We start from the raw sequence: 24396 nt of genomic DNA on the forward strand, positions 1-24396 counted from the left end.
GAAGTACATCTGTATGTTATAAATACTCTTTTAACTCATTCGCTAAAAATGGCGTTGCATTCAATAAATTTAAGAAGGCTTCATAGCTGGTACGTTGTTCTTTAGTTGGTTTTTTACCTGTTTGATATGCTCGAATTAATATGTTTTTAGGTGTATTCTCCATATCGATAAACTCTAAAAGCTGTGCTTCATAGCCAACAAGCGATAAAATTTCAGCTCGAATAGCATCTGTAGCAAGTGCCGCAAATCGCTCTCGAACAAGTCCATGTTGCAACATAATATCGAGAGCAGGTGTATTTAATTGACGATTTAACTCATGCTGACAGCAAGGCACACTTAGAATGACACTTGCTCCCCATTTCACAGCACGAGCCAAGGCCATATCTGTTGCTACATCGCATGCATGGAGTGTCACTACCATGTCTACAGCACTTTCATCATTATAATCATTGATATCTCCTACAAGAAATTCTAGCTGATCATAGCCTAGATCCTGTGCTATTCTTGAGCATTCTTCAATAACCTCTTTTTTTAAATCTAAACCTGTAACACGAATGTCTAAGCCTTTTTCAATTTTTAAATAATGATACAAAGCAAAGGTTAAGTAGGATTTACCTGAGCCAAAATCTAATATCCGTACCTGTCGATCCTGAGGTAAGTATGTTAAGGCATCATCAATAAACTCAATAAAGCGGTTAATCTGTTTAAATTTATCATACTTTTGTTTTTTAACCTTTCCTTCTTCTGTTTGTACCCCCAGTCTTATTAAAAATGGATAGGGTTGATCATCAGATAGTAAATAATTTTTTTTACGATTATGGCTTAAATGGACTTGTTTAGGTGAAGCCGTTTTATCTGATTTCCAAAGGACTTTGTTCTTTTTTGACAATTGCACTTGTACCGTCTCATCTACGAAATCAATATGGGCTTGACGATACTCTTCAAAAAACGCGTCGAGCTTGGAAGGAAAATGAGCCAATAGAATATTTTCATGTTTTAAAATCCGTTCATATTGGTATTCAATTTGTATATGGTACTGATTCTTTAACATTAATGGTTTTAATTTTATTCGTTTTATTTCGTTTGATTTCATACGTGGTTGACTGATTGTAGCTGTCACAAGCTGTTGTTGCAATATTTGCTCAGTGAGCAGAGCTTTCATTTCTTCAAATGTCATACATTTTCGCCTACTTTATTGTGTAATAGATGGCACTAGTTTAACACATTTTATAATAGACAATGGATACTTTGGTATTCGGAATTAATTTAATAAAAATTCCGAGTATTTATAGGTAGAATTGTATATTCATGGTATCTTAAATATAGTAATTCTTTTTGAATTAGTGATACTAAGGATTAATAAGGAGGAGAAAATATGTCGGATAACATGTATCAATTATTAGCGATTGTTATTTATATGGTCGCCATGCTAGCGATTGGCTGGTATGCATTTGTTAAAACCTCGAATTTAACAGATTATATGCTTGGCGGTCGTTCCTTAGGTCCAGCGGTTACTGCGCTAAGTGCGGGTGCTGCGGATATGTCTGGCTGGCTCCTAATGGGCTTACCAGGTGCGATATTTTTATCAGGTCTTGTGGAAGCTTGGATTGCAATTGGATTAACAATAGGAGCTTACCTAAACTGGCTACTTGTGGCACCGCGTTTACGGGTATATACACAGGTTACAAATGATTCCATTACTATTCCAAGTTATTTGGATAATCGATTACGTGATCATACAAAGCTTATTAGGATTGCTTCAGGTATCATCATCCTCATATTCTTTACATTTTATGTATCGTCAGGGATGGTAGCAGGGGGCAAGTTTTTTGAGAGCTCATTTGGCTATGATTATCACACAGGGCTATTAATCGTTTCAGGTGTAACAGTTGCCTATACATTATTTGGTGGATTTTTAGCTGTAAGTTATACAGACTTTTTACAGGGACTTATCATGTTTTTAGCACTTATTACTGTACCGCTATTTGGTTTATTTGTAACAGGTGGTATAGGTGAAACCATTTCATCTATTAAATCTGTTGATCCAGATCTTCTAAATTTATTACCGGCCACTGCGACAGCAGCAGGGATCATTTCGTCGGTTGCTTGGGGATTAGGCTATTTTGGACAGCCTCATATTATTGTCCGCTTTATGGCGATTAGTTCCGTTAAAGAAACGAAGCAAGCACGACGCATAGGTATTGGCTGGATGATGTTAAGCTTATTTGGAGCTATTGGAACTGCCTTGGTGGGTGTAGCTTATTATCAGCAAAATGCTGGAGAGCTAAAAGACGCTGAAACAGTATTTATTGTACTTGGACAGATTTTATTCCATCCATTTATAGCAGGGATTATGCTGGCGGCTATTTTAGCAGCTGTTATGAGTACAATTTCATCCCAATTAATCGTAACTTCTTCAGCACTTGTAGAAGATATTTATAAAGCATTATTTAATAAAACAGCAGACGATAAGCATTATGTTTTTGTGGGACGTATGGCTGTATTAGTTGTTGCGATTATTGCAGCAATCCTAGCATGGAATCCAGACAGTTCCATCTTAAGCTTAGTTGGTTTTGCTTGGGCAGGTTTCGGTGCCGCATTCGGACCTGTTATTTTACTTTCTTTATATTGGAGAAAGTTAACGAACTATGGAGCACTTAGTGGGATGGTAACAGGAGCTGTAACTGCGTTTATTTGGGGTAAAGTAGATGCTTTATCAAGTGCGTTGTACGAAATTGTTCCGGGCTTCCTTGTTTGTTTAATTGTTGCGGTTGTTGTCAGTATGCTGACATATAGACCTAATAAAGAAATTGAAGAAGAGTTCACACGCTCAGAAGCATTGCTAAAAGAAGAAAGAAAATAGTTGAGATGCGCCTTTCTGTGAGGCGCATTTTTTAGAAAGGTTAACAATGATCTTCAAATACGAAAAAGAGTATTTTATGGTAAGATGAAGAAAATTTATCGTAGCGATACCGGGCTTTGGTGGGAGGTTTCTAATGGATAGAATTAAGGAAGTTGATGTATTAATTGAAAAGGCCATCCTAGTTGGCGTGAATTTACGAAATGACGAGCATTTTGACTATTCTATGGAAGAGTTACAAAATTTAGCTGAGGCTTTGCGGGTAGAAGTGGTTGGGACGGTCACGCAAAATTTGGAACGTGTAACACCTTCCCATTATGTGGGTACAGGTAAAATAGAAGAAATCAAAAATTTTTATGAAGAAGCACAAGCAAACCTTGTTATATTTAACGATGAACTGTCTCCTTCGCAAATCCGTAATTTAGAGCGTGATTTAGCAACGAAGGTCATTGATCGAACAATGCTGATTTTAGATATTTTTGGAAGACGTGCAAAAACACGTGAAGCCCAAATGCAGGTGGAGTTAGCACAGCTTCAATATATGCTACCTCGCTTAGTGGGTTTGCATGCCTCTTTAAGCCGTCAGGGTGGAGGTACTGGGGGAGGCTTTAAAAACCGTGGTGCTGGTGAAACAAAGCTGGAACTGGATCGACGAAAAATTGAAGATCAAATTGCTAAAATTAAAAAGGATCTTGAGCACGTGAAGGAGCAGCGAGAAACGCAGCGTAAACAGCGTCGTAAAAACGCTCTTCCAGTTGTATCGATTGTTGGCTATACAAATGCTGGAAAATCAACGATTATGAATCAACTGCTTACACAAATAGGACAAGAAGAGCATAAACAAGTCTTTGAGAAGGATATGCTTTTTGCAACTCTTGAAACTTCTGTACGTCAGATTGAACTACCTGATAAAAAGACATTTTTACTGACAGACACTGTAGGCTTTGTGAGTAAATTACCTCACCATTTAGTGAAGGCATTTCGCTCCACTTTGGAAGAGGCGCGAGATGCGGACCTTTTACTCCATGTGGTAGATGTTTCAAACGCTGAGCATGGATTTATGATGGATGTGACGAACGAAACACTAAAAGCAGTTGGTGTTGAGGACATTCCCACAATCTATGTATACAATAAAGCAGATATAGCAACTGTTCCATACCCTGTAGTGAGTGGAGATAATATTTGGATTTCAGCAAAGCAGGGGATTGGTTTAGAAGAATTAATACAATTAATTCGTCAACACATCTTCTCGCATTATGTAACGGTTGACATGTTAATACCTTATGATCAAGGGAACGTTGTCTCTTATTTAAATGAAAATGCCTCTGTTTTTAATACATCCTATGAAGAGGGTGGGACATTATTGTCTCTTGAAGTAAAAGCAGCAGATTACGCAAAGTATCAGCACTATGTTGTTAATTAAAAATTAAGGACTTCCCAAAGCATGCCAAAAGATTTTTGGCATGCTTTTTGTCATTAGAGGGAATAGTAGAATCTAGAGCAATGTGAAGGGTGTATCTAAAAGGTTATAGAAAAAGAGTATAAATTTGTAAGTAAAGTAATAAATCTGAATTTTATATATTTTAGAATAATTCATTGTATGTGTAATAATTTTTTGGATATAAAGTGTGAGAAAACTTAGATATATCAAAGGATTTAATAATTTAGATAGTAATCAATCGGAATTTATAGAAAAATGACAAATTTTCAACATTTTTTAAAACTCTTGATAAAGTTTATAAAACGCTTTAGTATGATGAAACAAAGTTTTTTTATCCTTATTTTAGGGTAATGATGTTTTTGGAGAATAATTTTATATTGGGAGAGGGTATTGTATGTCTAGTAAAGATGAAGTTGTAAAATCTGTCCCTCAAAATGGCTTTGTTGGACACCCTAAAGGGCTCTTTACTTTGTTTTTCACAGAATTTTGGGAACGTTTCTCGTACTATGGTATGCGAGCAATTCTCATCTTCTTTATGTATTACGAATTACATGAGGGTGGCTTAGGTCTAGACCGCGGAACTGCGAACTCTATTATGGCCATCTACGGCTCACTTGTTTATATGTCTGGTATTATAGGTGGATGGATTGCCGACCGAGTTTTAGGAACACGAAAAACCATTTTTTATGGTGGCGTGTTAATAATGATTGGTCACTTACTGCTAGCATTGCCTGGTGGTGTGAGCATGTTATTTGCTTCGATGGCATTTATCGTTATGGGTACTGGTTTATTAAAGCCAAACGTTTCAAGTATTGTTGGGGACATTTATGCTGAAACAGATAGCCGCCGTGATGCAGGTTTTTCTATTTTCTATATGGGTATTAATATGGGAGCATTCATTGCACCATTTATTGTCGGAACAATTGGACAAAAATATAGCTTCCACCTTGGCTTTGGTTTAGCTGGTCTGGGTATGTTTATTGGTTTAATTGTTTATAAATTAACAGAGAAAAAATATTTAGGCTTAGCGGGCTTACAAGTAAATAACCCACTAAAGCCTGAAGAACGTAAAAAAGTCTTTACACAATTCGGAGTTGCAGCTTTACTGATTATCATCTTAGGTGCTATTGGTATTAAAACTGGTACATTAACAATGAATGTATTTAGTTTTATCATCACAGCTCTTGGTGTATTAATTCCAACTGCATTCTTTATTTATATGTATCGCAGTAAAAAAACAACAAAAGATGAAAAGTCTCGTTTACTTGCTTATATTCCTTTATTTTTATCAGCGGTAATGTTCTGGGCTATTCAAGAACAGGGCGCAACAATTTTAGCGACTTATGCAGATGAGCGTACACAGCTAAGTATTGGTGGTATTCAGCTTCAATCTTCTTGGTTCCAGTCGTTAAACCCATTATTTGTTATTACAATGGCACCATTATTTGCGATGCTATGGCTTAAATGGGGAGACAAGCAGCCAACAACACCACGTAAGTTCTCATATGCATTGTTCTTTGCAGGTCTCTCATTTTTAGTGATGATGATTCCAGCACACCTATCTGGTGGAAATACATTAGTGAGTCCTTTATGGTTAGTATTGTCATTCTTCTTAGTAGTTGTTGGTGAGTTATTATTATCACCAGTTGGTCTATCTGCTACAACGAAATTGGCACCACAGGCCTTCGCAGCACAAACGATGTCTTTATGGTTTTTAACAAGTGCAGCAGCACAAGCAATTAATGCACAATTAGTTAAGGTCTATGAAGTTGTAAGCGAATTCACATACTTTGGTTTCTTAGGTACCTTATCTATTGTAGTCGGAATTATTATATTAATTCTTTCACCGATTATTTCAAAAGCGATGAAGGGTATTAATTAAATGAAAGATGCAAGTACAGTTTTCTTAATAGCTGTACTTGCATCTTTTTTTGCTATCTAAATAAAAGTCTACCTAAGAAACTGAGAGCGAAATATATTATCGTAAGTAGTTATTATTTTATTGAATGTGGGTAAAGTTTCTATGTAGAAAATTAACATTTTCGTTATAATAATTTTAATAATATGAAAATTTAAGGGGTTGGAATCCATGAAGGAAGAGTTAGATTATTTGAGGCCAAGATTAATGGAGATTTTTACGTATTTACATGCGAATCCAGAAATCAGCTGGCATGAGGTAGAAACCACCAATTATATAGTGGAGCTATTAACGCAAGAAGGTTTTTCTCCTAGACGATTTAAAAATTCCACAGGATTATATGTTGATGTAGGCAACGGTGACCCCAAAGTAGGATTAAGAACAGATATAGATGCTTTATGGCAAGAAGTAGATGGCCATTTCCGTGCGAATCATTCATGTGGACATGATGGGCATATGACGATGGCCATTGGTACACTATTACTTTTAAAAGAACTACAGCTATCTATTAATGGTACAATTCGTGTTATTTTCCAACCTGCTGAAGAAAAAGGGACTGGAGCATTATCCGTAATAGAAGAAGGCGTTATTGATGACTTAGATTATTTATTTGGTGTCCATGTAAGACCTGTTCATGAGCTAGAGGACGGCACTTATTGTGCGGCCTTATATCATGGTGCCTCTCGTTTACTTGAAGGCGAGATTATCGGAGAGGATGCCCATGCTGCAAGGCCACACCTTGGTATTAATGCAATTGAAGTAGGTGCAACAATTATCGAAGATTTGCGAACCATTCATACAGATCCTATGGTTCCTGTATCTGTAAAGATGACGAAATTCCATGCAGGGGGAGATTCGGGCAATATTATTCCAGGTAATGCCTCATTTACGATTGATATTCGTGCACAACAAAACAAAGTGATGGACGATTTAGCACAAGGTGTAAAGCGTGTGATAGATTCTTCTAAATTATTGCATAAGGTACAAATTGAATTACGTACAGTTGCCAATATCGTAGCTGCTGAAGTTGATACAAGTGCTCAATATTTGATGGAGCAGGCAATTATACAGGCTGCTGGATTATCAAATTTAAGAAAGCCCGTTCATACACCTGGTGGAGAGGATTTTCACCATTATGCTGTACAACGGCCACATTTAAAAACAACCATGCTAGGCTTGGGTTGTGGATTAACACCAGGGTTGCATCATCCGAAAATGAAATTTAAACAAGCAAGACTTGTCACAGGAGTGGAGATACTTACAAGAGCAGTTTTATTAGCTTTGGAGACAGGGCATAAAAAGGAGGCGTCAGCATAATGTTAGAGCAAGTACGTATTCACAAAGTAATGACACCGAAAGAAATTGCAGAGATCCAAAAATTAAATGCTGAAATATGGGGCAGCCAAGCAATTCCCTCCCATCAATTACTAGCTGCTGTACAAAATGGGGGAATCGTATTAGGAGCGTATTTAGATGAAAAGCTAATTGGCTTTAACTATTGCTTCGTTGGCTATCAGAATAGAGAAATGTACTTACATTCGCACATGATTGGTGTAGAAAAAGCATATCGTGAACAAGGTGTGGGTGAATTATTGAAGCATGCCCAACAAGAATATGCCAAAGAGCATGGTTTTCAACTTGTCCGCTGGTTAATTGAACCGTTAGAAGCACGTTTGGCGAATCTAGCATTTCTAAAATTGAACGCCACTAGTTATCAATATGAAAATGATTATTATGGTCCGCTTCGAGATGACTTTAATGAAGGACTACCTTCAGATAGATTAGTCGTTGAATGGTGGATTGAGCACGATCAAATGGCAGATAGCCTTGATGAATTAGAAGAAGTAGCGCAGGAAATTGTACCTTGGACATTAACAGTCGACGGATTACCGGTTCTAGATGTAGAAAATACATTTCAGTTGGAACAATCCTTTTATAAGGACGCCTATCTCTTACCAATCCCTCAATCACTACAGAAAATGAAAGTGGAAAGTCCAAAACTTGCAGAGGACTGGCGTTATAAAGTTCGCACAATCCTAACAACCTTATTTAACCAAGATTATGCCATTGTACGCATGAAGAAACATCCAGAATATGTTCATAGCTATCTGTTAGTCAGACGCTCCTTATTAGCTTTATAATCATGATAGGGAGTGAACATTGTGAGATTAGAAAAGATTACATTAAGGCATTTAAAAATGCCTATGAAAGCACCATTTACAACGAGTTTTGGCACTGTTGATGAAAAGGAACTGCTATTAATTGAGGCAAAAGATAAATCAGGGATCACAGGATGGGGAGAAACGGTTGCCTTTGTAGCACCATGGTATACAGAAGAGACATTAAAAACAACTTGGCACATGCTACAAGATTTTTTGATACCCATCTTGTTACATAAAGAGATCGGGCATCCAGATGAGGTGACCTCATTATTTGCACCTATTCGTCGAAACTGCATGGCGAAAGCTTCAATTGAGGGTGCTGTATGGGATATCTATGCTCAGCAAACAAAGCAATCACTTGCACAGGCGTTAGGTGGTCAAAAAAAACGTATTGAAGTGGGAGTCAGCGTGGGTATTCAACCATCTATCGCGCAGTTGATAGCATTAATAAAAGATCATATTGAAAAAGGCTACAAAAGAGTGAAGATTAAGATAAAGCCTGGAGAGGATGTCGAGGTAGTACGGGCAATTCGTGCGGAACTGCCAAATTTACCCTTGATGGTAGATGCAAACTCTGCTTATACGTTAGATGATATAGAAATACTACAGCAGCTTGATGACTTTAATTTATTAATGATTGAACAACCATTAGCTACTGATGATATTGTCGATCATGCAACATTGCAGAAAAAGTTAAAAACGCCTATTTGCTTAGATGAAAGCATCACATCATATGAGGATGCCAGACGAGCAATAGAACTTGGAAGCTGTGGTGTTATAAATATCAAGATTGGACGAGTAGGTGGTTTAACGGAAGCGAAACGAGTTCATGATCTGTGTAAAGCGAACCATATTCCAGTTTGGTGTGGAGGAATGTTAGAGGCAGGGATTGGACGAGCACATAATATTGCCTTAACATCTCTTAGTCATTTTTTATTACCTGGCGATACAGCAGGCTCTAGTCATTATTGGTATGAGGATATCATTGATCCAGAAGTAAACGTCAAAGATGGCTATATTGAGGTACCCCAGTCGGTAGGTATTGGTTTTAGGCCTAATATGGCTGTTATTGATAAATTAACGATTAGCAAAGAAATCTATCAATAAGGCAGTACGTAGTCAATCATTTAGTATATAGGAAAATGAGGAGAGAACTGATTGAAAAAAAGCTTGCAAATCGGTGGTGCCTATGTGGGGATTATCGTTGGAGCAGGATTTGCATCAGGGCAGGAGATTGTCCTTTATTTTACAAGCTATGGCTTTAAAGGCATATATGGAGCATTGTTAGCTATGGTTGGTTTTTCAATTGTTGGAATGTGTGTTGCTCAAGTGAGCTCTAGGCTTCGCACAGCATCCCATAAGGATTTGATTTATCAAATTTCAGGGAATGCTATGGGCTTTATATTGGATTTAGTTTTATCACTCTTTTTATTTGGTGTAGCTGTCATCATGTTTGCTGGGGCTGGTGCAACATTCCAGCAAATGTTTGGACTGCCTATCTGGCTAGGGAGTATTTGTATGATCTTGCTTACAGTAGCCACAGTCATGATGGATGTGAAAAGCATCATTAATATCATTGCACTTGCTACACCGTATCTACTAACCGTTGTGTCCATCATCGCTATCTATGCTATTGCAACAATGGATTTTACCTTTGCAGAGCAAGCTGTTATTGCTCAACAGACTCAAATAAGTGAGAAAAGTTGGTGGGTAACGGCTTTACTATACATGTCGTTCAATGTAGGGGTTAGCTTCTCTTTATTGACTGTTATGTGTGGTTCCATACGCAATCATAAGGTAGCTGGCATGGGTGGTATAATTGGTGGGATTTTGTTAGGTGCTTTAATTTTACTTGTGAATTTCTCCCTTTTAGCAAAGATGAATATCATTGTTGGACTAGACATTCCGATGCTAGCGTTAGCTAATGAAATTCATCCGATTGTTGGAGTATTAATGACTATTTCTCTTTTGGGAATGATTTATAATACGGCAGTAGGGATGCTATATTCCTTTATGGTAAGATTTTTTGAGCCTAGTAGAGCAAGCTTTAGGGTTGCAGTCATATTTATAGGTGGTCTCGGTTTTTTAGCAAGCCTTGTAGGATTTACAACGCTAGTAGCTAAACTATATGCAGTGATGGGCTATGTAGGGCTAGTATTAATCATATTCATTATTTCTGCATGGTTAAGAGGCACTAAGAAAATTATTTAATATAAAAATGGTAATTGAGTGATAGACTTTATTCTCAATTACCTTTTTATTTGGATAAAAACATTGTAGAAATAGTGAATTATTTCGGTTCAATTGATTTGCGATAATGCTGATATTTCGTTAATTTGGCATATTTTTTAGTTAATCATAAATAAAACGAGAATAATTCTCATTTGTTGGTTGACTGAGAATAAAATCATGCTTATAATGGAAATCGTGAGTAATGATAATCATTTTCACTAATAAGTGAGTTACGCACAAAAATGAAATCTACCGGGGATTACTATGAAAATAAGATATCTTTTAACAGCAACTGTTTTGCTGTCTATTGTGTCGCTATTTATCGGAGTAGTTGATATTAAGCCTAGCGACCTATTAGACTTCCAATCGGAAGAAACTAGACTATTTTTAATTAGTCGTGTACCTAGACTTGTTGCCATCTTGCTAGCAGGTGCAGGTATGAGTATTGCTGGTTTAATTATGCAAAGCTTAAGTAGGAATAAATTCGTATCACCAACAACAGCTGGTACATTAGATGCCACACGGTTGGGTGTATTGATTTCAATGATGTTCTTTACGAATGTTACGTATTTCCAAAAAATTTCCTTCGCTTTCATATTTGCTTTAGCCGGCACATTACTATTTATGCAAATATTAAACCGAATTAAGTTTAAAGATGCGATTTTTATACCGCTTATTGGCTTAATGTTTGGGAATATATTGTCCTCTGTTACAACATTCTTTGCGTATAAGGCGAATATTATCCAGAACATTTCCGCATGGTTACAAGGAGATTTCTCATTAATCATGAAAGGCCGTTACGAACTGTTATACGTAAGTGTACCAATACTCATTTTGGCTTACATTTACGCAAATCGTTTTACAGTGGCTGGGATGGGAGAGGATTTTGCAAAAAATCTTGGTCTATCCTATAAATTTGTAGTCAATTTAGGCTTAGTGTTGGTAGCCCTTATCTCCACGACAGTGGTGTTAACAGTCGGTATCATTCCGTTCCTTGGTTTGATTATTCCGAACATTATTTCCCTGTTTAAAGGTGATAATTTGGCGAAAACCTTGCCGCATACAGCATTACTTGGTATGTCATTCTTATTATTCTGTGATATTTTAGGACGAGTACTGATTTTCCCTTATGAAATACCAATAAGTATGACTGTTGGTGTAATTGGAAGTGCCATCTTCCTATTCATGTTGTTTAGGGGGAGAGCATATGCGTAATCGTACAAAAATGTTCATTTTACTAGGTCTCGCTGTTATAGCAGTTGTCCTATATTTATTTTGGGAACTAAATGGTAATTATCACTATGCTTTTCCACGCCGTGTCATAAAGGTAGTGGCAATGGCATTAACAGGTATAGCGATTGCCTATTCAACAGTAGTTTTCCAAACAATCACACATAATCGTATTTTAACGCCAAGTGTCATGGGTTTAGATGCTTTGTATATGTTAATTCAAACATGCATCTACTTTTTCTTTGGCTCTACATCCATATTAGTTATTAATATTTACTATAATTTTACGCTTGCAATTGGGGCGATGATTCTATTCGCTTTAATTTTTTACCGAGTATTGTTTAAAGAAGGAAAGCGCCCGATTTATTTTTTACTGCTTGTTGGAATGATTGTTGGTACGTTTTTAGGAAGTATTACTACGTTCTTCCAGGTATTAATAGATCCGAATGAATTTTTAGGCTTACAAAGTAAAATGTTTGCAAGTTTCAATAATGTTAATTCAGATTTAGTTTGGCTAGCAGGCGTTATCATATTAATAACATTTGTCTACGGTGCTCGTCATATGAATCAATTAGACGTCATGTCCCTTGGACGAGACACAGCAATTAATTTAGGTGTACCTTACGATAAGCTGGTGCAACGTATGTTAATTTTAGCTTCAATCTTGATTGCGGTTTCGACGGCGCTCGTTGGTCCAATCACATTCTTTGGTTTAATCGTTGCAAATTTATCGTATCAGTATTTTAGAACATACAAGCATTCCATCTTAATTACTGGCTCCTGTGTAATGAGTATTGTGGCTTTAGTCGGTGGGCAGTGGATGGTTGAACGTTTATTTAGTTTCACTACTACACTTAGTGTCATTATTAATTTTGTGGGTGGGGTCTACTTCATCTACTTATTATTAAGAGAAAGTAGGTCAGCAGGATGATACAAGTCAAAGAAATTACGAAGTTTTTTGGTAAAAAACCTGTCGTTCAAGATGTAAGTGTTGATATTGTTTCAGGAAAAATCACATCGTTTATTGGACCGAATGGTGCAGGGAAGTCCACGCTACTTTCTATGGTGAGCCGTTTACTGAATGCAGATACTGGCGAAGTACTACTCGATAAGGCAGATGTACGTAGCTGGAAATCGGATGATTTTGCTAAACGCGTATCGATTTTAAAGCAATCTAACTTTATGAATGTTCGTCTAACGATCCGCGAGCTTGTATCCTTTGGCCGCTTCCCTTACTCAAAAGGGCACTTAAAGCCAGAAGACGAAGAAAAAGTTGACGAAGCTATCCGCTATATGAATTTAGAAGATATGCAACACAATTATTTAGATGAACTTTCAGGTGGTCAACGTCAGCGTGCTTTTATTGCAATGGTTATTGCTCAGGATACGGAATATATCTTACTGGATGAACCATTAAACAACCTAGATATGAAGCATTCGGTCCAGATTATGAAGATTTTACGTAAGCTGGTTGATGAGCTAGGCAAAACAGTGGTTATCGTTTTACATGATATTAATTTTGCCTCTGTTTACTCTGATTATATTGTTGCATTAAAAGATGGTCGTGTTGTTAAAAATGGTCCTACAAATGACATTATTAACTCACATGCATTGAAGGAAATTTATGATATGGATATACCTGTTCAAGAGCAAGATGGTTGTCGAATTTGTGTTTATTTTAATTCGTAAAAATAGTTCCAGGTGGATGGACCATCTAACTATCAAATAACTTAATTAAAGGAGAAATTTCATAATGAAAAAATGGAAATTACTTACAGTTTTAATGGCAATGATGCTACTAGTATTAGCAGCTTGTGGTTCGAAAGACGAAGCAAAAGAAGATGATAAAGGTACGTCAACAGACAAACCGGCAGAAGAACAAAACGAGGCATCTTCAGCCTATCCACTGACTATTCCAGGTAGCACAATTGAAGGACGCGATGGTAATACTACGTTTGAAGAAGTAACACTTGATAAAATACCAGAAAAAGTTGTTGTTTTTGATAATGGTTTCCTAGATACTCTAGATGCATTAGGTGTTAATCCTACTGCAGTAGTACAAGATTCATTACCATCTTACTTAAGTAAATATAAAGATAGTGCTTATGTAAACGCAGGTACATTATTCGAGCCTGATTATGAAAAATTATCTGAAATTAACCCAGATATTATTTTTATCTCTGGTCGTGCGTCAGCAGCATATGCTGAATTATCTAAAATTGCACCAACAGTTTACATTGGTGTAGATAACAAAAACTTCCTAGAATCATTTAAAGCTAATACAGAATTAGCTGGTAAAATTTTTGGTAAAGAAAAAGAAGCAGCAGATGCGATCGCTGCATATGAAGCAAAAGTTGAAGAAGTAAAAGGCAAAGCAACTGCATCAGAAGAGAAAGCTTTAATCGTATTAGGTAGTGAAGGCGCGTTATCAGCATATGGTTCTGGTTCACGTTTCGGTGTTATCCATGATGTATTTGGTGTGAAAGCTGCAGATGAGAAAGTTAAAGTTGGAACACATGGTGATAATGTAAGTTTTGAATATGTTCGTGATACGAACCCTGATATTCTCTTTGTAGTTGACCGTGATGCAGTAGTAAATGAAAACGGCGAGTCAGGTACTAAAGCTGCAGTTGAAAACGAAATCGTAAGTGCAACTAATGCTGTGAAGAACGGTAAAGTGTTCTACCTAGATCCAGAAGTTTGGTACCTTTCAGGTGGCGGTTTACAATCTGAAACACTAAAAGTTGAAGATGTATTAAAGGCGTTTAACTAATATGTTTGTACAAATTAAACGTATTGTTGTGAAGGAAGGGAATTCGGATAAATTGGTGGAACGTTTTGGTGCTAATCCAAACGGACCATCATTACTTGAACAACAACCTGGTTTCATTGATAAACAGGTACTTGTTAAGAAAGTTCGCCGTGGTGATGAAGAAGTGCTTGTGATGGTTCGTTGGGAATCAGAAGAAGCATGGAAAAATTGGGAGAAGAGTCCTGAGCATATTGCAGGCCATAAGGCAAGCGCAGGTAAACCGAAGCCTGATCATATCATTGAAAGCGGACAAGAAGTTTATTATGTAAAAGGTTAATCATCTAAGGGTGTCTCAAGGGATTGAGACACCTTTTCTTGTTGTTGAAAAAAGAATGTCACTAGCAGAAAAAGCCCTTTTAGCAAGGTGAGGGGTTGATTTCCGTTCCGCCAGCGTCCTTTCCAGGGGGCGTCCGATGAGCCGCTTCACTCACTTGCGCTCGCTCCAGGGTCTCCTCAGTGACGCTAAATCCCCTAGGAGTGACGCTGGCTCCACTCCAATCAACCATTCTGCAAAGTGTCTTTACTTTTTTCATAGTAGCATAACAATCAAATAGCCCATTATCTGTATTCTTAGAGGGGATAAGCTCTTATTTTCAATGTGGAGAAGTGATGCGTGACAACACCTCTTCATAAAGAGTAATGAACACCTTCACTTTATTTGAAAACCTTTGCTAAAAAGCGGTTTTTAGTGGTGGGCTACTGGACTACCATGGAATAGCGAGACAGGCAAAACTTTAAACGGAGCAGTAGCTGAGGAAGCGAATCGGCGCTCGCCTACGGGAAAGCAAGTAGCCTGCAACGGAAATTCATTTTCATCTTTTATAATAATGCTATTGATTGCTTTGTTTATCAACACTATGTAGAGATGTCGTTTTATTACTCAAAAAGCAGGTCACAATCAGTGTGACCTGCTTAGCTAAGTGGATAGGTTTAATGTTTAATAGATGGCTTTCTCCATTTACTAAATGTCGAATCCATATTAAAGGATATCGTGTTCTCATTAATGGACAAGCCTGAAATACTTGTATTACAAAGTTCATCCAAACTATCTGGGTGATTGTTATTATTAGATGCGTTGGCCGCCATTGCTAGCCCTCTAGCATTAATAATTGTGTCGTGTGGCGTTACATACACTATAGGGGAATCTATATTTAATCCAAAAGTGAAAGGATTGACTAATGACATACTAGAAATACTTTCGTTTGATATTCTAATAATTCCATATTGCTCAATATAATAATCTCGTTTTTGTTGAAATGTATCCTCAAATCCAGGAATATCACTAATATATTTTGAGTAGGGTGAAATGTTTTTATACGCAGCCAATGTTTCTTGATAGGCTTTTAATTCCGATTGTATAATGATTTTTTCAATTTGTCGTTGATCATTGCTTGGCTGTTTAATTGTAATTTCTTCAGTTGAGACAGAGATATTACATGAAAAAGTAGCCGTAAGTATGAAAACTGTTTCATTCATTTTAAGTCACTCCCAGTACAAAAAGATTTCATGTGCATCAATCTATCCTGACTTTAAAAATAAGATTTTATGGCTAATCTAAGCGTAACATCTGTTAGAACGCCATTTCAATGGTAAGTTTACGCCACTTTAATGGCGGTACTTGGTTCTCTACCGCCATTTTTTTAGTAATTATTAACAAAATTCTGGCGTGGTTTGCTTGAATAACGCCATTTTTTGGCGGTCTTTCACTTCATAGAGGAAATAATGGTATTTAATGTATTATAGAATTATACTACTAGTATTAATTCCCACTAATCTATATAATATCTAGTAATATACTAGATGGGAGAGAGGACTATTGAAGGATTTAGATGCACATATCGATGAATCATTAGACATCCTTATAGAAAATGAATTATTACTTGGCCCTGAGCTCAAGTTAATGCTAAAAAGCTTTAAAGAAGAAAAAACATCAGTAGGTTTTTCCTTTGGTAAATTGTGTTTTTGGCATTATGAAGCATTTTCAAGTAGTATAAATCAAGATATCTACAAGGTAGCTGCTGCAATTGAACTTCTTATACTATCTTTTGATATTATTGATGATCTGCAGGATAAGGATTCAGACTATATTTGGAACAAAACACCTGAATTATCATTAAACGTTGCTTTAGCTATGCTGGTCATGGCATCTAAAACAATAGATGAAACCTCTTTTGTCCATAAAAGAGCGGCTATAAAGCTACTTGAGGAATACGCTTTAAAAAGTATAAATGGACAGCAATTAGACTTGCTAAATAGTTGTCGTGATGAAGATTCCTATGTACAAATGATTACCTTGAAATCTGGCTCATTAACAGCAATGGGTTGCTTGATTGGTGAAGTACTTGCAAAAGGAGAAATATCTCAAGAAGTAGAGGAATATGGGAAATACATAGGCATCATCCAACAAATTAAAAATGATATTCAAAGCTTAAAGGCGTGGGGTCCTAAAAATGATTTGCTAAATAAAAGGTATTCTCTGCCTATTATTTATCTTTTATCACAGAAAAATGATGTTTCAAAATCTGTTTCTAGCTATTATAATGATGATATAGTTACAGATTTGGATAATAATGCAACAGAAGACGCGTTGACAAATGGTGGGGCAATACGTTATGCCATTACGATAAAAAACGTCTACAAGTTTAAAGCATTGAATTATCTTGAAAATGTAGCTATAAATGAGATAGGTAGAGAATACCTACAAAAACTATTGAAATGAGGAGAGATAAGAATGATTAATGTAATCCAATATTTAGAGCAAAATCCAAGCCTAGTTGCACTATTAAGAGAACAAAAAGCCTCATTAGTTGGAGTTTCATCTGTAGAACAAAAAGCAATTTTAGAAGCGTTTAACGGTGAAATGAATACAGAAAGTGATATTTGGAACTAAGAAAGTTGCGAAGTAGGTTGTTTTGGCCCGCTATAATTCTCTATTTAATTATTGGTTTTTATTTAAATTATGTGAATTATAGCGAGCCTTATATACAGATTGGATTAGAAGAAGAGAATGGCAGATGGGTCATTTCTCAACTATATTATAAAGACTGGGCAGAGGGTCAAAATATTTCTGTTGGTGATGCAATTTTAACTGTAGATACTGAACCCATCAACGAATTAAAACAACTGAGGTATAAATCAAAAATTTTATCTGCTAATGAAATAACAATACTGAAGCCCGATGGAGATCTAATCAATATACATATTAAGCATTTGGATATCCCTCAACAATTTATCTATGTTTTAATCATTCCAGCTTGTTATTATTTATTAACATTATTCGTTGCATTTTATTTACATTTTAAACAAAGAAATACAAAATTAGCTGATTTACTAATTCTCTTTATGTTAACGGTTTCTTTGGCTTATGTAAGCAGTGGTGTCTCTGGTAGAATGGATACGATTGGCATTATCGTAAATCGAAGTAGTATGCTGTTATGTTTAGTTATACTGTTACATTTTTTGAGAAATTATTACTCATTTGTGAAAACTAATTGGGTGTTTACAAATAATATCAAGCTCTTTTATATACTTCCTTTCATAGCTTTTATATTAGGCTGTGTGGGCACTATTTATCCTGCTTCAAATGATATTCTTTCCAATGTTATATTGGCTATTTTCTTTATTCTCCTTGTGATCATCCTTAGTATTTTATTAATAAGCTATTTTAAGTACAGCTCACCTCAGTTGAAAATTTTATTAAATAGTATACTAATACCGTTTCTTCCATTTCTTTTTTTATATGCACTCCCAAAAATACTTTTTCATACGTATATACTTTCATCTGAGATAAGCTCGTTATTTTTATTGCTTATACCTTTTAGCTTTATTTTTACGCAATTAGCAGAGAGATTATTTGATATTGAATACCATATTACAAGATTACGTTATTATGTTATATTCTCTTTAATCTTTACTGTATGGTTCACAGTGGGACTATATCTTATTGCAGGGCATTATTTAACAATGACTGTCATGTCAGGAGTAGCTTTCTTTACATTTGCTTCATTAGTTATACTTTTTTACGTAAAAGAGAAGGTTGATTATCGCAAGCGGAAAATTTTATTCTCCACAAAAGGGGACTATATTCATCAGCTATATACAGCCGTAGATAAAATTGGAAAAACAATTAAAATTAACGAACTTTTAGAGAAGTTTGCTTACGAGGTTTCCATGCATCTGGAGTTAGAGGATGTTTTTGTCTTAACATATAACTATGACAAAAATGAATTCATAACAAATGCTGGAGAAAGTATTACGATTGATCCTGACATAATGGAAGAAATCAGATTAGGTGAAATACGAAAGATTGACAAAGTTTATATAGCATTTCTCCATCAGGATGCACATTTTAAAAGAGCTTTAGTGCTAGGGCATAATAATACGATTCAATTAAAAGATGAGGAGCTTTTATGGCTTGAATTGCTCTTATTATATGTAAATAATTTTATTGAAAATACTAAGATGGTGGAAGAACTGCTAGAGGAACTGAAGCATATGAAGCAAGCTGATGATGGTCAGTTACCATGGCTAAATAAGCTATTATGGCTAAGGTTTGAAGAAGAAAAATACCAGTTAGCTCAAGAGTTACATGACACCAATTTACAGGAGCAACTTCATATTGCCCGCGAGGTGGATGTCCTAGTAAATGCAAAAAATACAACGGATATTCAAGAAAAGCTTGCAAAAATTCATAAACAAATGGTTGCCTCCTTACATGAATTACGTACTTATTGTGAAAACCTCAAACCTCCGTTACTAGATACATTAGGTTTAAATGCTGCATTAGAAAAGTTGATTCGGAAAGTCCAAGAAAGAGCTAACTTCGCGCTTATTTACACAATTGATCGACTTTATTTAGAGGATGAGCGCATGAATTTAATGATTTATCGTTTATTCCAAGAGCTACTTAATAATGCGTTAAAGCATTCCTATGCAACTTCTGTTGAAATTCATTTAAAAGAAATGAACGATGGTTTCGAAATCATTTATAAAGATGATGGTGTAGGCTGTAATGTAGAGGACATTATAGTAGCAGAATCGATGGGCATTCAAGGCATGCAGGAGCGTGTAAAAGCGTTTAATGGGCAATTTGCTATTGACTCGAATATCAATGAAGGGATGTTTATTAGAATCATGGTGAAAGAAGGGAGTGAAACACTTGATTACGATGCTCATAGTGGATGATCACCCTATAGTGTTAGAGGGAACTAAAAATTTATTTCAAGAGAATGAAGATATTATCATCGATACGGAAAGTGATGCAACTTGTGTCATTCAAAGGATAAAGAATAAACCGTACGATATCTATCTAATAGATATCAATATGCCATTAGAAAATGGAATTAACCTAGCCCGTAATATCAAAGCTATTCAGTCAAATGCTTCTGTTATTCTTTACACAGGCGATGATATTACGGATTATTATCCACTCATTTTAGAAAGAAAAATAGAAGGCATTTTAGCTAAAACAGCTTCGAAAGAGCAAATATTAAGAACAGTAAGGGCAATTGCAAACGGCGAAATTGTTTTACCTAAAAATTTCTTAGATTTTCTGGATGATAAATTTAAACTGCAAGGTGCTAAAAACATTCACTTAAATGAAAAGGAAAAGAAAATTTTAAGACTCATTGCAGAGGGCCATACAAATAAAGCAATCGCTATTGAATTAAATATTCCTCAACGAACAACGGAGAGATATTTAACTCAACTCTTTTCTTTGTTAAATGTAGACTCACGAACAGAAGCTGTAAATCTTGCTGAGAGAATGAATTTACTCTAAACAACTTCTATGCTATACTGTTGGTATATTTTTCAATTAATAGGGAGCATTATGGGAATTGAATAGCCTATATTTTCCCTCAGTTAAATAAATCCAAATTTCTGTGTTAAATAGCCTATGAAATATAAAAGACACCGCCAAAAAAGTGGCGGTGTTTTTTTATAACCGCCAAATCACGCCAAAAATTTGTCTGAATCACGCCAGAAAATTGGCGTAAACCCGAAGTTGAAATAACGGTATAACTACTGGTACGCTTAAATTAACAGTGGTTAAGTAGATTTGCTTTAGTAAGTAATATATAAATCATTTTATTAAAATAAGCAGCCTGACTATCTATGAATAAAGTAGCGTTAGTAGATTGTAGAATGTTACTAGCTAGTCAATATACTTCACCATAAAACTTTATAAAGGTAGGCGTGTATTGTGAAAGTAGAACTTGAAAATTTGTTTTCCATAGATGAAACTAGTCAAGATCAAGTTATTAACGTTTATAATCGTCATGGTATTGCTATTGGTGCGCCTGAATTGAGAAAAAGAAACTTAAAAACAAAATTTAATCCTATCTTTACATTAAATGAAGATGTAACATACGAGCAGGTAACAGCTTTATATGAGTCTTTAGAGCGTGAATTTGGAATCGTTTCGATTGGAGAACGTTTTTATTTTGAATTCTCGGATATAGAGTATGAACGTGCACCATTATTTACTTTAAATTCAACAGGTAATTCACCAGAAATGTTCTTAGAAGATAAGGGGACACTATTTTCTTTAAGTACACATTGTAAGTGTTGTGGGCTCATGGATAAAGAGCAGTTATCACCAATAGTCATTGATACTACGCAGATGAAAGACCGTCATTTAGTGCATGTAAATGGTTATTGGGTAGCTTCTGAGGAATTAGTATCATTAATGCAAAGAGAAAAGCTAGAAGGCTATGAGCTTTTAGAGGTAATCCATCAAGGACCTGCAGAAGGCAAACAGCCAGCTTATCAAATTATTCCTGTACAAATGCTACCTGAGTGTAGTAAGGACAGAGTTAAATTATACTTTGCAACTGAGCAACCTCCATGCAGTTGTGGCTTAAACGGAGTCATTAATGGACCTGATATTTATCACCATGAAGATTTGAAAAATCTAAAAGGCGATGTTTTTTACTCAGCCGAGTGTAGTCATGATGGAAGATATCTATATAGAAAAACATTGTTTAGCAAACGATTTAGAGAAACTATTATAAAATATGGTATTTCGCGTGAAGTTAGAGGAGAAAAGGATGCAAACTTTGGTCCAAAAGATTGGCTATTTGATCCAGTGCTAATCAAGTAGGACAAATTTGGAATAGTAAAGAATAAGGGAGTGTTTAAGGTGTTTAGAAGAATACTACCTATAGTAGCCATATTATTCATTGTTGCATTGGCCGTTTCCAATTATTTTAACAAACACGAAGAAGAATCTATCACCATTTATCAAGAGGTCAATGGCGTAAACCTTTCTTAAAATGAATGCCTATTTTTCATTCAAAAAAGATCGATTTGTGTTATGATGTGAAGAATATAGCATGAATGTTTTTTGAGGTGAAAAAATGAAAAAATGGGCATATCCTTTAGCAGTTTTAACGTTAATTGTCTTTATTGTATTAAGAGTCACTTATCAAAGTGAGTTTCTGAAAACATTTGATGCAAAGATGGCAGAGCTTCTTTTTGGTAATCGTTTTATTGAGATCTTTCATTATATTGGTGAGCCCAAATTTGTTGTTGCTGTTGCAGTAGTTTTAATGGCGTATTTAGCTTGGAAGGTAAAAAATTATCGAGGTATGCTATTTGTTGTACTAACTTTTGCAGTAGGCAATGTTCTGAACCAATTACTAAAAAAATGGGTGCAACGTCCACGACCTGAAATTGAGGAACAGCTGACATCCTTTAGTTTTCCATCGGGACATTCGATGACAGGTATTCTTTATTTATTTACACTTGCTTATATTTTAGCGGAGAATAGTAGTAAAGGACGTAAAATCCTTCTATGGCTTGGAGCAACGATTTTGATGGTGCTTATTGGTTTATCACGTATTGCAGGAGCTCGACATTTTGCTACAGATGTACTTGCTGGTTGGAGCATCGGCTATACTTGGTTTATCATCTGTGTCATCTGGTACGAACGCCGTAAACGCTTATTTCAATCAAATCATAAATAAAAAGACAGGCAGTATCTATTTCACAGGATAGATACTGCTTTTTTTACGTTTAATTGAGACATTGTAAAGAATGATATTTGCCTTATAAAAAAGAATTGCGTAAAGGAAACTTCTACGCTAAGATGAGTACAATAAGAAAAAGAGCAAAGGAAGAAGGGTATGGACGGAAATGTTTTACTGGCATTAGGATTAACTCTTTTTGCCGGACTTGCAACAGGTGTAGGTAGTTTAATAGCATTTTTTACATCAAGAACAAATACAAAATTTTTATCCTTAGCATTGGGTTTTTCAGCAGGGGTAATGATCTATGTATCTCTTGTAGAAATATTTGTGAAAGCTAAAGATGCTTTAACCAATGCATTAGGTACAACAAATGGCTATTGGATGACAATCCTTGGATTTTTCGGTGGGATGTTATTTATTGCCTTGATTGATAAATTCATTCCGAAGGCTACTAATCCTCATGAAGTAAAGCTAGTAGAGGATGTTAATGCTATCAAACCACAGGTTAATGAAGAACATTTGATGAAGATGGGCGTTTTTACGGCTCTGGCGATTGGCATTCATAATTTTCCAGAGGGGATCGCTACATTTATGTCAGCTATTAATGACCCGAATGTAGGGATTGCTATTGCCATTGCAGTTGCTATTCACAATATTCCAGAAGGCATTGCTGTATCTGTTCCTATTTTCTTTGCAACAGGTAATCGAAGGAAAGCCTTTAAATTATCTTTTTTATCAGGATTGGCAGAGCCTGTTGGTGCATTAGTAGCCTTTTTGCTCCTTATGCCCTTTTTAACGGATGTCATGTTTGGTATCGTTTTTGCTGGGGTCGCAGGGATAATGGTCTTTATTTCACTAGATGAATTGCTACCGGCTGCACAAAGATATGATGAAACACATTTATCGATGTATGGTTTAGTAGGGGGAATGGCGGTCATGGCCATTAGCCTAGTATTATTAGCATAAGTAAGTAGGAAAAGGGAGACATCTTTGTAAAAGTGGCTCCTTTTTCTTTTTTCTATTAACGTGTAAGAACAGCTTTTTTTGACTCCACTAGCTCTTGTATTATTTTGAGACAATCATGAAATGTGGTAAAAGGTCTATATGGAACATGAAGCTCTTCACAGCGTTGGATAAGATGATCTCTAGCTAAAACAATATCTGCTAGTTTAGCTGCTTCAAAATCTGATAGAGAATCACCAATTACAATTTTATAATGATCTTCCTTAGCAAGCTTCCGCATCACGCTTGGCTTACAGCAGCCGCAACCTTGTGTGCTATATTTCGCGCATTCCTCATCACAGCTATTGGGGTAGATTAATTCTATTTGTTCACCAGAAAAATCAGCTCTATTACAGTAGATGCCTGAAAAGGGACCAAATTTTTCAACTAAAGGCTCGATGAAAAAATCAACTCCGCCACTTACAATATAAAATGGAATATGGTTGTTTTGAGCATAGCGTGCAAAATCTCCAAATCCCTCACGTATGACTGCTGAATCCATTAGATATTGAATGATTTCATCTTTTTGGTGAGTAGAAAGTAGATGAAACATTGCTGATAGCCCATCTTTAAATGAAATGGTTTGTTCCATCATCGCTTGGGCAATTTTCTCAGATTCTTCTGGTACAAATTCAGTCATAAGTGAAAAGATGTTATCTGTTTCTGTTATCGTGCCATCGAAATCACAGAATATAATGGGTTTCAAGGCAATCCCTCCTTAGAAAAGCACATTTAAAAAGTTTAATTCTATCCTTCTATATTATTAGTT

23 protein-coding genes are annotated in these 24396 nt (G+C 35.8%); 20 read left to right on the plus strand and 3 right to left on the minus strand.

Annotation, left to right across the window (positions count from 1 at the left end):
* Nucleotides 1–16: 16 nt before the first annotated feature.
* Entirely contained in the window at nt 17–1177 is a 1161-nt protein-coding gene (locus tag V1L66_RS02455; RefSeq protein ID WP_312123947.1) for an SAM-dependent methyltransferase, read from the minus strand.
* Between the two features lie 198 nt (nt 1178–1375).
* Between V1L66_RS02455 and putP the strand changes: the two genes are divergently transcribed.
* From putP to V1L66_RS02515, 12 genes are all read left to right on the plus strand, one after another.
* Nucleotides 1376–2863: a sodium/proline symporter PutP gene (putP, locus tag V1L66_RS02460; RefSeq protein WP_016995390.1), complete on the plus strand. Its 1488-nt coding sequence runs from the start codon at nt 1376–1378 to the stop codon at nt 2861–2863.
* Nucleotides 2864–2996: 133 nt separating this feature from the next.
* Nucleotides 2997–4283 (plus strand): GTPase HflX, encoded by a 1287-nt coding sequence (gene hflX / locus V1L66_RS02465; RefSeq protein ID WP_016995391.1) that lies wholly within the window; start codon nt 2997–2999, stop codon nt 4281–4283.
* A gap of 412 nt (nt 4284–4695) precedes the next feature.
* Nucleotides 4696–6183 (plus strand): peptide MFS transporter, encoded by a 1488-nt coding sequence (locus tag V1L66_RS02470; protein WP_036079448.1) that lies wholly within the window; start codon nt 4696–4698, stop codon nt 6181–6183.
* A gap of 207 nt (nt 6184–6390) precedes the next feature.
* Nucleotides 6391–7536 carry a M20 peptidase aminoacylase family protein gene (locus V1L66_RS02475; RefSeq protein WP_016995394.1) on the plus strand — a complete coding sequence of 382 codons (1146 nt, stop codon included), beginning with the start codon at nt 6391–6393 and terminating at the stop codon, nt 7534–7536.
* Complete coding sequence (locus tag V1L66_RS02480; RefSeq protein ID WP_036079445.1) at nt 7536–8360, plus strand: GNAT family N-acetyltransferase; 825 nt, start codon at nt 7536–7538, stop codon at nt 8358–8360. Before V1L66_RS02475 ends, V1L66_RS02480 begins: the two co-directional genes overlap by 1 nt.
* A 21-nt stretch (nt 8361–8381) precedes the next feature.
* A complete protein-coding gene (menC, locus tag V1L66_RS02485) occupies nt 8382–9488 on the plus strand; it encodes an o-succinylbenzoate synthase (RefSeq protein ID WP_312123948.1) in 1107 nt (368 codons plus the stop codon).
* Nucleotides 9489–9539: 51 nt separating this feature from the next.
* Nucleotides 9540–10592 (plus strand): hypothetical protein, encoded by a 1053-nt coding sequence (locus V1L66_RS02490; RefSeq protein ID WP_016995398.1) that lies wholly within the window; start codon nt 9540–9542, stop codon nt 10590–10592.
* Between the two features lie 285 nt (nt 10593–10877).
* Nucleotides 10878–11828, plus strand: a complete 951-nt coding sequence (locus tag V1L66_RS02495; RefSeq protein WP_016995399.1) for an ABC transporter permease — start codon at nt 10878–10880, stop codon at nt 11826–11828.
* Nucleotides 11821–12774, plus strand: coding sequence for an iron chelate uptake ABC transporter family permease subunit (locus tag V1L66_RS02500; RefSeq protein ID WP_016995400.1), 954 nt, complete (start codon nt 11821–11823; stop codon nt 12772–12774). The genes V1L66_RS02495 and V1L66_RS02500 overlap by 8 nt, the downstream gene beginning before the upstream one ends.
* Nucleotides 12771–13532: an ABC transporter ATP-binding protein gene (locus tag V1L66_RS02505; protein WP_016995401.1), complete on the plus strand. Its 762-nt coding sequence runs from the start codon at nt 12771–12773 to the stop codon at nt 13530–13532. Before V1L66_RS02500 ends, V1L66_RS02505 begins: the two co-directional genes overlap by 4 nt.
* 64 nt (nt 13533–13596) lie before the next feature.
* Complete coding sequence (locus V1L66_RS02510) at nt 13597–14616, plus strand: siderophore ABC transporter substrate-binding protein (RefSeq protein ID WP_333006627.1); 1020 nt, start codon at nt 13597–13599, stop codon at nt 14614–14616.
* Between the two features lies 1 nt (nt 14617).
* A complete protein-coding gene (locus V1L66_RS02515; RefSeq protein ID WP_312123950.1) occupies nt 14618–14932 on the plus strand; it encodes an antibiotic biosynthesis monooxygenase in 315 nt (104 codons plus the stop codon).
* A gap of 653 nt (nt 14933–15585) precedes the next feature.
* On the opposite strand, the gene V1L66_RS02520 is transcribed toward V1L66_RS02515, so the two are convergent.
* On the minus strand, nt 15586–16131 hold the full coding sequence (locus V1L66_RS02520; protein ID WP_016992693.1) for a hypothetical protein: 546 nt from the start codon (nt 16129–16131) through the stop codon (nt 15586–15588).
* Between the two features lie 340 nt (nt 16132–16471).
* On the opposite strand from V1L66_RS02520, the gene V1L66_RS02525 reads away from it, so the two are divergent.
* From V1L66_RS02525 to zupT, 8 genes are all read left to right on the plus strand, one after another.
* Complete coding sequence (locus V1L66_RS02525; protein WP_036079437.1) at nt 16472–17374, plus strand: polyprenyl synthetase family protein; 903 nt, start codon at nt 16472–16474, stop codon at nt 17372–17374.
* Between the two features lie 12 nt (nt 17375–17386).
* Nucleotides 17387–17545, plus strand: a complete 159-nt coding sequence (comX, locus tag V1L66_RS02530) for a competence pheromone ComX (protein ID WP_016994779.1) — start codon at nt 17387–17389, stop codon at nt 17543–17545.
* A gap of 17 nt (nt 17546–17562) precedes the next feature.
* On the plus strand, nt 17563–19839 hold the full coding sequence (locus tag V1L66_RS02535) for an ATP-binding protein (RefSeq protein WP_333006628.1): 2277 nt from the start codon (nt 17563–17565) through the stop codon (nt 19837–19839).
* Entirely contained in the window at nt 19823–20434 is a 612-nt protein-coding gene (locus V1L66_RS02540) for a response regulator transcription factor (RefSeq protein ID WP_238543007.1), read from the plus strand. The genes V1L66_RS02535 and V1L66_RS02540 overlap by 17 nt, the downstream gene beginning before the upstream one ends.
* A 423-nt stretch (nt 20435–20857) precedes the next feature.
* Nucleotides 20858–21757: a hypothetical protein gene (locus tag V1L66_RS02545; protein ID WP_036079426.1), complete on the plus strand. Its 900-nt coding sequence runs from the start codon at nt 20858–20860 to the stop codon at nt 21755–21757.
* 39 nt (nt 21758–21796) lie between these two features.
* On the plus strand, nt 21797–21928 hold the full coding sequence (locus V1L66_RS02550) for a hypothetical protein (protein WP_333006629.1): 132 nt from the start codon (nt 21797–21799) through the stop codon (nt 21926–21928).
* 85 nt (nt 21929–22013) lie between these two features.
* Nucleotides 22014–22622, plus strand: coding sequence for a phosphatase PAP2 family protein (locus tag V1L66_RS02555; protein WP_016992735.1), 609 nt, complete (start codon nt 22014–22016; stop codon nt 22620–22622).
* Nucleotides 22623–22781: 159 nt separating this feature from the next.
* Complete coding sequence (gene zupT / locus V1L66_RS02560) at nt 22782–23591, plus strand: zinc transporter ZupT (RefSeq protein WP_016992734.1); 810 nt, start codon at nt 22782–22784, stop codon at nt 23589–23591.
* Between the two features lie 55 nt (nt 23592–23646).
* Here zupT and V1L66_RS02565 read toward each other — a convergent pair whose 3' ends face one another.
* Nucleotides 23647–24333, minus strand: coding sequence for a 2-hydroxy-3-keto-5-methylthiopentenyl-1-phosphate phosphatase (locus V1L66_RS02565; RefSeq protein ID WP_333006630.1), 687 nt, complete (start codon nt 24331–24333; stop codon nt 23647–23649).
* Nucleotides 24334–24396: the final 63 nt, after the last annotated feature.

Origin of the sequence: Lysinibacillus sp. IITD104, assembly GCF_036698265.2 — a bacterium.
GTDB classification, from domain to species: domain Bacteria; phylum Bacillota; class Bacilli; order Bacillales_A; family Planococcaceae; genus Lysinibacillus; species Lysinibacillus boronitolerans.